The sequence below is a fragment of the Streptosporangium sp. NBC_01810 genome (assembly GCF_035917355.1).
In the GTDB taxonomy this organism is placed as follows: domain Bacteria; phylum Actinomycetota; class Actinomycetes; order Streptosporangiales; family Streptosporangiaceae; genus Streptosporangium.
On record NZ_CP109070.1, the window covers coordinates 90,199 to 102,540 of the forward strand.

The 12,342-nt window shown below is 68.7% G+C and carries 13 protein-coding genes; 9 read left to right on the top strand and 4 right to left on the bottom strand.

Features of this window, described 5'->3' with window-relative positions; genetic code table 11:
• Positions 1-23: 23 nt before the first annotated feature.
• The gene (locus OIE13_RS00445; RefSeq protein ID WP_326829377.1) at positions 24-827 is read left to right on the top strand and encodes a helix-turn-helix transcriptional regulator; all 804 of its coding nucleotides are present in this window, start codon (positions 24-26) and stop codon (positions 825-827) included.
• A gap of 199 nt (positions 828-1,026) precedes the next feature.
• On the opposite strand, the gene OIE13_RS00450 is transcribed toward OIE13_RS00445, so the two are convergent.
• Complete coding sequence (locus OIE13_RS00450; RefSeq protein ID WP_326829378.1) at positions 1,027-3,171, bottom strand: hypothetical protein; 2,145 nt, start codon at positions 3,169-3,171, stop codon at positions 1,027-1,029.
• 315 nt (positions 3,172-3,486) lie between these two features.
• Here OIE13_RS00450 and OIE13_RS00455 point away from each other — a divergent pair, with 315 nt between their 5' ends.
• The 5 genes from OIE13_RS00455 (at position 3,487) to lgt (ending at position 8,373) form a co-directional block, all read left to right on the top strand.
• Positions 3,487-4,689 (top strand): ABC transporter ATP-binding protein, encoded by a 1,203-nt coding sequence (locus OIE13_RS00455; RefSeq protein WP_326644240.1) that lies wholly within the window; start codon positions 3,487-3,489, stop codon positions 4,687-4,689.
• On the top strand, positions 4,682-5,344 hold the full coding sequence (locus OIE13_RS00460) for an ABC transporter permease (RefSeq protein ID WP_326644238.1): 663 nt from the start codon (positions 4,682-4,684) through the stop codon (positions 5,342-5,344). The genes OIE13_RS00455 and OIE13_RS00460 overlap by 8 nt, the downstream gene beginning before the upstream one ends.
• Positions 5,345-5,477: 133 nt before the next feature.
• Positions 5,478-6,149 carry an ABC transporter permease gene (locus tag OIE13_RS00465; RefSeq protein WP_326829379.1) on the top strand — a complete coding sequence of 224 codons (672 nt, stop codon included), beginning with the start codon at positions 5,478-5,480 and terminating at the stop codon, positions 6,147-6,149.
• Between the two features lie 36 nt (positions 6,150-6,185).
• Positions 6,186-7,109, top strand: coding sequence for an ABC transporter substrate-binding protein (locus OIE13_RS00470; protein WP_326829380.1), 924 nt, complete (start codon positions 6,186-6,188; stop codon positions 7,107-7,109).
• A gap of 367 nt (positions 7,110-7,476) precedes the next feature.
• Positions 7,477-8,373 carry a prolipoprotein diacylglyceryl transferase gene (gene lgt, locus OIE13_RS00475; protein ID WP_326644233.1) on the top strand — a complete coding sequence of 299 codons (897 nt, stop codon included), beginning with the start codon at positions 7,477-7,479 and terminating at the stop codon, positions 8,371-8,373.
• A 184-nt stretch (positions 8,374-8,557) separates the two neighbouring features.
• Here the strand turns inward: lgt and OIE13_RS00480 are convergent, their stop codons facing one another.
• From OIE13_RS00480 to OIE13_RS00490, 3 genes are all read right to left on the bottom strand, one after another.
• Positions 8,558-9,178, bottom strand: a complete 621-nt coding sequence (locus tag OIE13_RS00480) for a hypothetical protein (protein WP_326644231.1) — start codon at positions 9,176-9,178, stop codon at positions 8,558-8,560.
• A gap of 66 nt (positions 9,179-9,244) precedes the next feature.
• The gene (locus OIE13_RS00485; protein ID WP_326644229.1) at positions 9,245-9,814 is read right to left on the bottom strand and encodes an ATP-binding protein; all 570 of its coding nucleotides are present in this window, start codon (positions 9,812-9,814) and stop codon (positions 9,245-9,247) included.
• A complete protein-coding gene (locus OIE13_RS00490) occupies positions 9,771-10,211 on the bottom strand; it encodes a hypothetical protein (protein ID WP_326644227.1) in 441 nt (146 codons plus the stop codon). The genes OIE13_RS00485 and OIE13_RS00490 overlap by 44 nt, the downstream gene beginning before the upstream one ends.
• A 176-nt stretch (positions 10,212-10,387) precedes the next feature.
• Between OIE13_RS00490 and OIE13_RS00495 the strand changes: the two genes are divergently transcribed.
• From OIE13_RS00495 to OIE13_RS00505, 3 genes are read left to right on the top strand one after another with little or no spacing between them, the layout of a single operon-like run.
• Positions 10,388-11,737, top strand: a complete 1,350-nt coding sequence (locus OIE13_RS00495; protein ID WP_326644225.1) for a helix-turn-helix domain-containing protein — start codon at positions 10,388-10,390, stop codon at positions 11,735-11,737.
• 36 nt (positions 11,738-11,773) lie between these two features.
• Positions 11,774-11,986, top strand: a complete 213-nt coding sequence (locus OIE13_RS00500; RefSeq protein WP_326644224.1) for a DUF397 domain-containing protein — start codon at positions 11,774-11,776, stop codon at positions 11,984-11,986.
• A gap of 42 nt (positions 11,987-12,028) precedes the next feature.
• A complete protein-coding gene (locus tag OIE13_RS00505) occupies positions 12,029-12,220 on the top strand; it encodes a hypothetical protein (protein WP_326644222.1) in 192 nt (63 codons plus the stop codon).
• Positions 12,221-12,342: the final 122 nt, after the last annotated feature.

Below are 12,342 nucleotides of genomic sequence, written 5' to 3' on the forward strand. Positions count from 1 at the left end.
GTTTGGGGTGCCATCATTGCGACATGTTGCAACCCCTCGGGCTCGATCCTGTGGAGGAGCGCGTCTACCGGTTCCTGGTGACCACCGCGGAGGCGGACGTCACCGACCTCATCGGGAACCTGGGCATCGATGCCGAGACGGCGGAGACGGTGCTGGTCTCCATGCGGGTCAGGGGACTGGTCAGGACTGTCTCTCCCGGCAGGCGGCGGTTCACCGCCGTGGCACCGGACATCGTGCTGGGCTCGCAGCTTCTCCGCCACCAGCAGGCGCTTGACCGGGCGCGGCGCGAGGTGGAGCGACTGTCCGAGGAGTACAGGGACAACGCCCGCCGCCGCGACGCGGGCCTGCTGGTCGAGGTCCTGCCCAACCACGTCGCGCTCCGGGAGCAGTTCGACCACCCGTTCGAGGGCTACTGGGCGCGGGCGACGCCGCCTCGGATCACTGAGAGTGGCGACTTCACTGAGGGCGACGGCTTCATCGAGGGCGACGACTTCATCGAGGGTGGCGGCTTCACTGAGAGTGGCGGCTTCATCGAGGGTGGCGGCTTCACTGGCGGAGGCTTCACTGAGGGCGGAGGCTTCACTGAGGGCGGCCACCTCATCAAGGGCGACGACTTCCCTGAGGGGACGACGCCCTGCCCGCTCGGCCCCGACGACCTCTACCTGCTCTCGCTGCTGGTCGCGGGCGTGCCGGACAAGTCGATCGCCACCCGGCTGGGAATCAGCCAGCGGACCATGCGGCGACGCGTCGCGAACATCATGGAACTCGCCGGAGCCCAGACCCGCATGCAACTGGCCTGGCGCGCCGCCACCGACCGCTGGCTTTGACCCGCTCCAGAGGGCCGCGCCGCCACCTAACGCTGCTCCAGAGGGCCGCGCCGCGACCGGACGCCCCTCGGCGATACCACCGGCTTCCCGTCCGCCTCCCGTCCGCTGTTCCGCGAAGATCAGGGGAACGGCAGCGGGATTCCCGTCCGGCCCGTCGACTACCCGCGGAGATCGGGTGCTCGAAGGGCCGGAAGAGGAACTAGGGGGTCGTGATCATCGGTACCGCGAAGAAGACGATCATGGCGATCGCCACCGCGATGATGAAGCCGATCACTTCCCAGGCCCAGTCGTGGTGGGAGACCTTCGCCGGCACCTTGTGACTGCGTGCCGCCCGGCGGCCCGCGCGCCTGCGGGATCCGGTCCGTCCGGAAAGGTCGAGTCCGCTCTCCGACGCCCACGCCGTCCCGGCCTCGTCGGTCCCCGCCGGCTCCGCACCCGAATCGCTTCCCGGCGCGGTCGCCGGCTCGCTCCACTGCGCGTAGTGCGACGCCGGGGTGTGGTCCGGAGGAGCGGTGTAGTTCGGGGGCACGGTGTGGAGCGGGGCGTCACCCGGTTCGTCGACCCGCATGATCCAGCTGGGCAGGCGAAGCTGGGCACGGCCCGCCGAGGTGCTGAGATGGTCCGGCCGCGGAGACCAGTTGGGGAGGGCCGTCGAGGTCTCATCCGGAGTCTCGTCCGGGGTCTCGTCGGTGGTCTGGGGGGCGCTTCCAGTGCCGGTCTCTGTTCCTGTCCCGGTCCCGGTGCCGGTTTCGGTGCCGGTTTCGGTGCCGGAGGGGGCGGCGTCCGCGAACCAGTTGACCGCGGGAGGCTGAACGGGGTCGGCCGCCGATGTGGCCCAGGTGGGCATCGGCGGTTGTACACGACCGGTTTCGGGGTCGGCGGTCTGTGCCTGTGTGGCCCAGGTGGGCATCGGCGGTTGCACGCGACCGGTTTCGGGGTCGGCGGTCTGTGCCTGTGTGGCCCAGGTGGGCATCGGCGGTTGCACGCGACCGGTGCCGCTGTCAGGGGTCTCCACCCGTGCGGCCCTGACGGGGAAGAGAGGCCGGTGGCGCTCGGCGTCGGAGAGGGCGTCGAGCTGGTCGGTCTGCAGGGGCCAGCCGGGGAGCGGGTGCTCGGCGGGGTGCTCGGCGGGGTGCGGGTGCGCGGCGGGCACATCGTCCAGTACATCCCCCAGCACGTCCCCGTACTGTCCGGGAACCGGGGCGCCCGCGAAGGGCGGGTGAGGGGCATCGGCGGACAGAGCCCCGGGCGTCTCGACGGGTGCGAGATCGACGGACGAGGGATCGACAGGCGAGGCATCGACGGGTGCGGCCTCGGGGCGGGGCGCGGCGGCAACGAGCCTGTCGGTGTGGATGCGGGTCGCCCGTTCCTCAGGGCTGAGCGGGCTGAACAGGCTCTCCCGTACGGGGGCGTCGTCCAGCACGTCCCCGGGGATGGGGGCCGACATCGGCATGGCCCGGCGCGGTTTGGGGCGCTGGAGCCGGCGGCGAGGCCGCAGGGTCGCGGTGTCCAGGGCGGTGAGCACCGAGTTGCCGAGCTTGGGCATCGGCTCGGTGCTGGCCTCGTGGGTGGAGACCGTGTCGGGGTCCCTCGGCGCGAAGGGGTCGGGGAAGCGGTCGTCCGCCATGTGGTCCGGCGCGGGAAACGCCGAGGCGCCGGTTGGGGCGCCGTTTTCCGTGGACGGCGGCGGCCATCCGGGCGACGTCGGCCACAGCTGCCTGACCAGCGGGGATGTTGACCGCCTGGCGATGGGAACGACCGGTGCCCGCGGTCCGAGCACGGCGGCGCGCAGCCCGGAGGGAGGAGTGACCCAGGGGGCGAGGATGAGCACGTCACGGACCGGGGCGACGGCGAGGGCGCCGAACACCTCCGCCAGGTGCGCGGGGATCCGGGCCGAGGCCAGGGCGGAGCCCAGCGACTGGGCGAACCTGCGGCAGGCGCTCACCGTCAGCTCGTCGGCGGTGTCGACGGCCACATCGAGCACCCAGGACAGCTCGGCGGCGTTCATCTCACACACGCCCGACAGGTACAGCACCTCACGCTGGTGGGTGCGCAGCTCGCTCAGGACGCGCTCGATGAGGGTGGGGACGGGATCCAGGCTGGTGACGGGGGGCGAGTAGATGATGTCGCGCAGGGAGATCTCGCGACGGGCGAGCGCGTACAGCGCGGCGCGCGGGGGGTGGGTGTCCGTGACGCTGGACAGAACGGTCACCAGGACGTCGAAGGCCGAGTCCGCGTCGCCCAGCTGGTCGTGGGAGTAGGCGTACAGCCCTGCTGCGTGGCGGTCGTAGAGCTCGGCGACCAGTTCGTCGCGCGAGCGTTGACCGAGGAGCGGTTGGGTCACGAGACCGGTTCCTCTGGTGGTTCGTCGAGCGTGGTGAAGAGTGGGGTGGCTGTGAAGCCTGTGAAGCCTGTGAAGCCTGTGAAGCCTGTGACGTACGGGGCCAGAGGGATTAACTCCAGCAATGTGGGTAATCATGTCAAGTCATGGGCACCTCCCGCACTACCGAATGCCCTTTTCGTGAGAAATACACATGTCGATCTACCGGACAAATCCGGGAAGACAGATCGGAGAAGTGGGGCATAGGCTGACTTGGGCCAGATTAGGGGGGCGGCTGGGGCAGGGAGGCCGTAACCCGGTGAAAACACGAGGTTGCGCATGATCACATTCAACGGTGTCACCAAGCGCTACGCCGACGGCACCGTAGCGGTGGACAACCTGAGCCTTGAGGTGCCCACCGGGGAGATCACCGTCTTCGTCGGACCCTCGGGGTGTGGCAAGACGACATCCCTCCGCATGATCAACAGAATGATCGACGCCACGGAGGGCCGGATCCTCCTGGACGGCGTCGATGTCAAGACCATAGACCCGCCGACGCTACGCCGGGGCATCGGCTACGTCATCCAGCAGGCCGGGCTCTTTCCGCACCGCAAGATCGTCGACAATGTGGCGACGGTTCCCCTGCTGCTCGGCTGGGAAAAGAAGAAGGCCCGCGACCGGGCGATGGAACTGCTGGAGCGGGTCGGACTCGACCTGAAGATGGCCGACCGCTACCCCTTCCAGCTCTCCGGCGGCCAGCAGCAGCGCGTCGGCGTGGCCCGCGCGCTCGCCGCCGACCCGCCCGTGCTGCTGATGGACGAGCCGTTCAGCGCGGTCGACCCGATCGTCCGGACCAGCCTGCAGGAGGAGCTGCTGCGGCTCCAGGCCGAGCTGAACAAGACCATCGTGTTCGTCACCCACGACATCGACGAGGCGGTCAAGCTCGGCGACCGGGTGGCCGTCCTCCGCGTCGGGGGCCGCCTGGCCCAGCTCGACGACCCCGCGACGCTGCTGGCCAGGCCCGCCGACGACTTCGTCCGCGAGTTCCTCGGCCGCGACCGGGGCATCCGGCGGCTGTCGTTCGTCTCGGCCGAGGGGATACGGCTCCGCACCGACCTGCTCGTCCCGGTCTCCACCGACGCCGCGTCGGCCTCGGCGCGTGCCGGGGGAGAGCCGTGGCTGGCCGTGCTGGACGCGGGGAACCGGCCGCTGGGCTGGATCGCGGCCAGGGACCTGCCCGAGTCCGGCGGTATCCCCGCCGACGTGGAGCTCGCGCCGTACGGGACGTTCGTCAGCGGGCGCGACTCGCTGCGCGGCGCGCTGGACGCGACGCTGCTGTCGCCCTCGGGCAACGCCATCGCGGTGGACGGCGAGGGCAGGGCCGTGGGCGTCGCCACCCGCGAGGCCCTGGACGAGGCGCTGGCCGAGGTGGCAGGAAGCGTCGGCGGGTCCGTCGGGAACGTGGGAGGTTCCGGCGGGTCCGCAGGGGGCGCGGGGAGTACCGGTGCGGGCGCGGGAGGCACGGGGGACGCGGGTGAGTGAGGAACCCCTGGTCCGCTGGGACTGGATCGGGCGCAACTGGCCCACGATCCAGGGCCTGCTGGCGGACCACATCGTGATGGCCCTGGTGCCGATCGTCGTCGGGCTGCTCATCGCGCTCCCGCTCGGGCTGGCCGGAGTCCGCTGGCGCTGGCTCTACCAGCCGACCGTCGGCGTGATGAACGTGATCTACTCGCTGCCCTCGCTGGCCGTCTTCATCGTGCTCATCCCGGTCACCGGCCTCGCGACCCGGCTGACCGTGATGGTCCCGCTCACCTTCTACGCCATGGCGGTGCTGATCCCGGCGGTCGTCGACGGGCTGGGCTCGGTCCCCGACCACGTACGGCAGTCTGCGGTGGCCATGGGCTTCACCCCGCTGCGCAGGCTGCTCCAGGTCGAGTTGCCGATCGCGGTGCCGGTCGTGCTGGCCGGGCTCAGGGTGGCCACGGTCGCCAGCGTCAGCCTGGTCAGCGTCGGCGCGCTGGTCGGCAGGGGCGGGCTCGGCTACCTGTTCATCGACGGCTGGCAGCGGCAGTTCTACACCCCGATCGTGGTCGGCATCGTGCTGGTCGTGGTGCTCGCCGGGGTCGCCGACCTGCTGCTGATCCTGGCGCAGCGCCTGCTCACCCCATGGTCGCGGGCAAGGGGGTCCGCGTGAACCGGCTGATCGACCTTTTGAGTGACCAGGTCGGTGCGGTGCGCCGGATTTCCAGGCGCCGCCTCGCCGGAAGCCGTATGTCTGCTCAGCGATCCAGCGGGACTCCCATCACCCCGTGGACGAGGGGGACCGCGTGAACTGGCTGATCGACTTCTTTGGCGACCCGGTCAACTGGTCGGGCCCGGACGGGATTCCCGTCCGGCTGCTCGAACACCTGGAGTTCGCCGGGCTCTCGCTGCTGCTGGCCATGCTGATCGCGCTCCCGCTGGGGCTGCTGATCGGCCACACCGGCCGGGGCGCCCTGCTGGTGGTCTCCATCGCCAACGCGGCCCGCGCCCTGCCGACGCTCGGCCTGCTCGTCCTCATCGTGCTGCTGATGGGGGTCGGCACCATCCTGCCGGTGCTGATCCCGCTGGTGGCGCTGGCCGTGCCGCCCATCCTGGTCAACACCTACGAGGGCATCCGCGGGGTGGACCCGGACCTGCGCGACGCCGCGTACGGGATGGGACTGCGGGGCGGCCAGGTGCTCGGCCGGGTGCTGGTGCCGGTCGCGCTGCCGCTCATCCTGCTCGGCCTGCGGCTGGCCGCCATCCAGGTGGTGGCGACCGCGACGGTGGCCGCGTACGTGGGCCTGGGCGGCCTCGGCCGCTTCATCATCGACGGTCTCGCGACCAAGAACTTCCCGAGCACGATCGGCGGAGCGGTTCTCGTAGCACTGCTGGCGCTGCTCGTTCAGCTCGGGTTCACCCTGGTACAGCGCGCAACGGTCTCCCCGGGGGTGAGCGAGCGCCAGACCATCCGATAGTCTCCATTACCCCCCGTTTTGGAAGGGAATAGCACCATGAAGCGCCTGTTCAGCACCGCGGCGATCCTCCTGTCCGCGGCGCTCACACTTACCGCATGCGGCGGCGGAGACCCCCTCACCAGCGCGTCCCCGGCTCCCGCCGAATCCGGGTCCGCCTCCGAGCCGGCGGCCGGGGGGAAGGTCATCATCGGGTCGGCGAACTTCCCGGAGAACGTCCTGCTCGGCGAGATCTACTCGCAGGCCCTGGCCGCCAAGGGCGTCCAGGTCGAGGAGAAGTTCAACATCGGCAGCCGCGAGGTCCTGTACGACCAGGTCAAGAGCGGCGGCCTGACCATCCTGCCGGAGTACATCGGCTCGCTGCTCGCCTTCGTCGACAACACCGCCACGGCGAAGTCGAAGGACGACGTCGTCGCCGCGCTCAAGGAGAAGCTCCCGGCCGAGCTGGAGGTGCTGACGCCCGCCGCGGCCGAGGACAACAACTCGCTGACCGTCAGCAAGGAGACCGCCACCAAGGAAGGTCTCACCACGATCGAGGACCTGGTCAAGGTCGCCAAGAACTACGCGGTGGGCGGCCCGCCGGAGTTCAAGAGCCGCCAGGAGAAGAACTTCAAGGACACCTACGGCCTGGAGTTCAAGGAGTGGAAGAAGACCGGCGACGCCACCGCCGACGCCATCAAGGACGGCACCGTCCAGGTCGGCAACGTCTTCACCACCGACCCGAAGATCATCATCAATGACCTGGTCTCCCTCCAGGACAACAAGAACGCCTTCGCCGCCGAGAACATCGCCCCTCTGGTCAACAAGGCGGGCGTGAACGACACGGTGAAGACCACCCTCGACGCGGTCTCCGCCAAGCTCGACACCGCCGGTCTGGTCGCGCTGATGAAGCGCGTCGCGATCGACAAGGACGACGCCGAAGCGGTCGCCAAGGACTGGCTCACCCAGAACGGCCTGCTCTAGCGATTCCCCAGCCGGCCCCGGACGAGATTTTCCGTCTCATCCGGGGCCGGTTCGCGTTCTCGGAGAACGGGGGAGGCCGCTTCTCGACCTACAGCCGGTCAGTATGACGAGTCCGAAGGCCGCGGGGGGAAAGAAGACGGCGAATCACAGGGCCACTCTGCCCTACGGTGAGGCGAGGTACGCCTCGACCTGAACGCCCACCTGAGCATCGGCGATCTCGCCTCGCTGGGCGGCGGCGGGGGTTGAGCAGCAACCGAACGGCCATCGGATGCCGCACCGGTTCGGCTACGCCGCGTCACGTCGCAGAAGGTTCGCGATCAGGTCACGAAGGCGGCCAAGTGGCCTCGCGTTGGCTAGCCTCACCGGCATGCCTCTCGCCTCGATTCCCAGTCCTTCCGAAGGGGTCTGGCATCTCGGATTCATCCCGATCCGGGCCTACGCATTGTGCTTCATCATCGCGATCGGCTTCGGCATCTGGCTGAGCGAGCGCCGCTGGCGCGCTCGCGGCGGCGAGAAGGGCACGATCGGCGACATCGCGGTCCCCGCAGTGATCTTCGGCCTGATCGGGGCTCGCCTCTACCATGTCATCACCGACTGGCAGACCTACTTCGGCCCGCGCGCGATCAAGGAGCCCTACCAGGCGCTGTTCGTTTGGGAAGGCGGGCTCAGCATCTGGGGTGCGGTCGCCCTGGGAGGCCTGGGCGTGTGGCTGGCCTGCCGCCGCCGGGGGCTGTCCCTGGGCGCCGTGGCCGACACGGTCGCGCCCGGCATCGCGTTCGGGCAGGCGATCGCCCGCTGGGGCAACTGGTTCAACCAGGAGCTGTACGGTAGTCCAACCACGTTGCCGTGGGGCCTGGAGATCGACCAGGCGCACGGCGGCGAGCCAGGCGTGCTCTACCATCCGACGTTCCTGTACGAGTCGCTGTGGGACGCGGCGCTCGGTTTCGGACTGATCCTGGCCGGCAGGCGATTCACGCTGCGCCACGGCCGCCTTTTCGCCCTCTACGTCGTCGGCTACACGTTCGGACGGTTCTGGATCGAGGGGTTGCGGATCGACCCGGTCGGTGGGGTGGACCACGCGGTGACGCTCCTGGGGCTGCGGATCAACCAGTGGACTTCGATCGTGCTGTTCATCGGCGCGCTGGTCTACCTCTGGGTGACTCGTAACAAGGACACCGAACAGATCGTGGTGCCGACCTCACAACATAAGGCCTCGCACGAGGAGAACGGCGGGCAGGTCTCCGATCCGATCGAGAGCACCTGACGCGACCAACATGCCGTGAGACTCACGAATACTGCTGCGGCAAATGCGCGCTTCAGGCTTTCCCAGCTGGAGCGACATCCGCGCGGACATCGTCGCGGACTCCGGCGGAGAGAAGGCCGTAGACGAAGCGCGGCACCGACACTCACACCGCGTAACCCGCTCCCCCTCGCTCAGGTGAACGGCTCTACCCGTTGGAGTCCGACCAGTAGTGCGCCGAGCGGACGGAGGCGGAGACGATGGCCGTGCCGTCGAGTTCGACGGTCGTCAGCTCGACGCCGCCCAGCGGCCACTCCACGGCGAACTCGAAGTTCTCGGCCGGGGGCAACGGCCACAGCCACAGCCCGAAGCTGTTGAATCCGAACTCGCCGCCGCGCATGCCGCTGCCCATCGGAAGCCAGGACAGCAGAGGCCCGGCCGGCGGATCGCCGGAGGCGCTCTTTGGGCTTCGTGCCCATTCGAGGGTGGTGACCTTCGTGCCGTCGGCGAACCGCACGCCCAGCCGCAACAGCGAGTCCGGTCGGCTGCCGCGCCCGAACGCCTGGGCGATCGGGGCCCCGGCCAGCTGCACGTACCACCAGTCCTCGGCGGACAGGTCACCCTGCTTGGACACGACCTCCACATCCAGCATGCAGCCGGTGCTGAAGACCCGGATCGTCGGCAGGAGCACCACGACGTTCGCACTCCGGGCCACCACCCGCTCGACCGCGAGCACCGCTCCGATCTCCTGCGAGGGCGGCGCGGACCATGGCGGGAGCTCAGGTCGGGCGATGGGTTCCTGTTCCGTCGGTACGGGATCGAAGAACATCACTTCACGCTCCTTAAAACCGCCAATGCTGACAGGCGTCTTGTCGGTCCGATCTTTTGTCACCGCTCATTCGGCCAGGCCGAATGAGCCGAGTTCGAACCAGATGACGGTTCCGGTGAAGTCGCGGTGAAATCCCCAGCGGGTGGCGAGGTCGTTGACGAGCATGAGTCCTCGGCCGCCGGTGGCGTTCAGGCCGGGCTTCCTCGTACAGGGGACCTCCGAGACGCCGGGGTCCTGGACGGTGATCAGTACGCCGTGGGGGAGGAAGGCCACTGTGACGACGAACTCCCGGGGCCGGGCGACCGGTTCCGCGTCGCGCGGTCCGGTGTCGGCCGGTCGGGCATCGAGCGGTCCGCTGGAGTGCTCGACGGCGTTGGTGGCGAGTTCGCTGGTGAGGAGTACGGCGTCGTCGCGGAGCGGGTGGTCGTCGCCGAGGAGTTCGGCGACGAAGACGCGTGCGGGTCTGACCTGGTCGGGGGTGGCCGCGAACCGTTGGGAGATGACGGGCGTGTGGCCCAGAGGCGCTGACCAGCCGGGGATTCGGCCCAGGTGCGGTGACCGCATGGCGCTGTCGGCTGGTGTACGGAAGCGGTCAGCGAGTACGCCGACGAGTGCGGACAGCAGGCGCGTTGCCATCTCGGTCACCTCCCGTGCTCGCGATCCCGTTGTGCTCGGGATTCCCGGCGACCTTGACGTCCGTGCTGCCCCCGGGGTGCGGGGCTTCTTTCGTTGAGAGGGGGCGGTTGGGCTGGTCGGGGGCGAGGTGGGGGTGGAAGTTCTCGATGTGCTGCATCTGGGCGGCCAGTTCGGCGGGGGTGTCGGCCTCGATCAGGCCGATGCGCTGCCTGCACCAGACGGGGGAGAGCGCCCACCAGTGTCCGGTGGCCTTGCCGTACCAGAGGCACCACCCGGTAAACCGCAACGCCAGCGCACGCGGCGCCCGGTCGTATCCGTCGTCCCGCGACGTGTGTTGCGGAAGCTCGGCGGCCTGGCACGGATCCATGGTGATCACCAGTGGGGGGTCGCCCGGCATATCTTCTCCCAGTGAGATTGAGTAACTCTGTGTAATTTCCTTTCAAGAGAAGCGCAGGTGAGTGACGATGAAAGGAGCCTCGTGGGGGCCTGCGCCGAGGGGCCGCCTTGAAGGCCAGATCAGTCGCGAGGGGGCCGCTTCCTGGCCTACAGATGGTGAGCGAAAGGAGCCAGGGCGTGGAGGGTCTGACGATTGAGGAACTGATCAAGCAGTCCCGGCAGGCCAAGGGCCTTACGCAGGCGAGCCTCGCCGACCGGCTCGCCCGGGTGTCCGGACAGTCCACGATCACTCGTAACGAGGTCTCCCGCTGGGAACGCGGCAGGCGGTTGCCCTTGGCCTGGCTGCCGTGGTTAAGCATCGTGCTGGACCTCCCGCTGGCCGTGCTGGACCAGGCGGTCGTGCTGTCCCGTGCCAAGCGATTGGGCGTCACCCCGCCGAGCATGAACGGCGATCGCCTGACGCTGTTCAGTGACGGCTGGACGCGAGAGAGCAACAAGGCGATGGCCGCCGGGCTGGTCGCCGAGAGCGAGGCCATGTCGGAGGAGTCCGCGCTTCGCGTCGCCCACGAGTGGCTGATCGTGGAGCCGCCGCAGCTCCATGAGATCCGGTCAGGACGTCGTATCGGTCATTCACTGATCGACAAGATCGAGACCCGGGTCGACCATTTGCGGCACCTCGATGACTACGTGGGCGGCACGGACCTGCACGCGCTCGTCTCCCAGGAGTTGGAGGCCACCGCCACGGTCGCCAGGGAGGCCGCCTACAGCGAGGACGTGGGCCGCCGACTCCTGAAGGCTGTGGGAGAGCTCTGCCAGCTCGCGGGATGGGTGACCTCTGACGCTGGACTGTACGGTCGCGCTCGGACTTACTACGTCAAAGGCATCCAAGCCGCGCATGTCGCCGGAGATGGGCCGACGGCGGCCAATCTGCTGTCCTCGTTGAGCTATCAGATGGCCAACGTGGGTGATCCCCGAGAGGCGGCCATGATGGCCCGTACGGCGGTCAAGGGCGCCGAGCGATCAAGCACCCCGCTCACCCGTGCCCTGCTGCTGGAACGAGTGGCCTGGGCGCACGCCAAGGCGGGTGACTCGGCGATCACCGAACGGGCGCTTGGCGAGGTTGATCAGGTGTTCGAGCAACACCAAGAGGGCGATGAGGACCCGAAGTGGGTCTACTGGCTGGACCGGGGCGAGGTCGACGTGATGGCCGGCCGGTGCTTCACCGAACTCGGCCGCCCGCTCAAGGCAGAACCGTTCCTCACCCAGGGCATCGACAGCTACGACGCCACGCGCGCGCGGGAAATCTCCCTCTACCTGAGCTGGCTCGCCGATGCCTACGCCCAGGCCCGCGAGATCGAGCAGGCCACAGCGGCAGCCTCGAAGTCGTTGAACCTGGCGGTCAAGGTCAACTCAGCCCGCGTCACCGACCGCATAGAGCTCATCCGCTCCCGCCTCCGCCCTTTCGCGGACACCGCAGCGGTCCGAAGATTCGAGGACCTTTACCAATCAACGATAGAAGCGGTCTGAAGCCGACAGCATGACTCCGACGTAGAGGCGACAACCGTGGATCAAATCTCCCCTGAGCTCACTTGGCACAAGAGCAGTAAAAGTGCTCAACAGGACAACTGTATAGAGGCGGCAGATCTTCCAGGTGGAGGCCGCGCCATACGAGACAGTAAGGACCCGAATGGGCCTGTGCTGTGTTTCGCGAGCAGCGAGTGGCGGTCATTCATCCGCGGTATCAAAAGCGGAGGATTCGACAACCTGGGCTGCTGACTAACGGCCTAATTAACTTCCTTCCAAACACGGCGTGCGGACGTGCTCAATGGCTACCGCGGTATCATCACCGCGACCCACCCCGACCGCTCGGTGAGCGTGCAGTGGCGCCGCCCGGGCGCAGACGGCCCGGCCCTGATCGTCGAACGGGGGTGGATCGACCGTAACGGCAGCAGCATGAAGCAGAGCGTCTGGGTGCCCTGCACCTCGTGCGCTGGGACGGGACGGCAATGACCGACCCGATCACCTGACCCGAATGCGAGGGAGAAGGAGGCCGGCGTCTGAGCCGCCTGCGTATCGCCTGTCCGTTATGCCACGGCCGGGGCTGGGTCGGCGTCGAGCACGAGCCCGCCGAA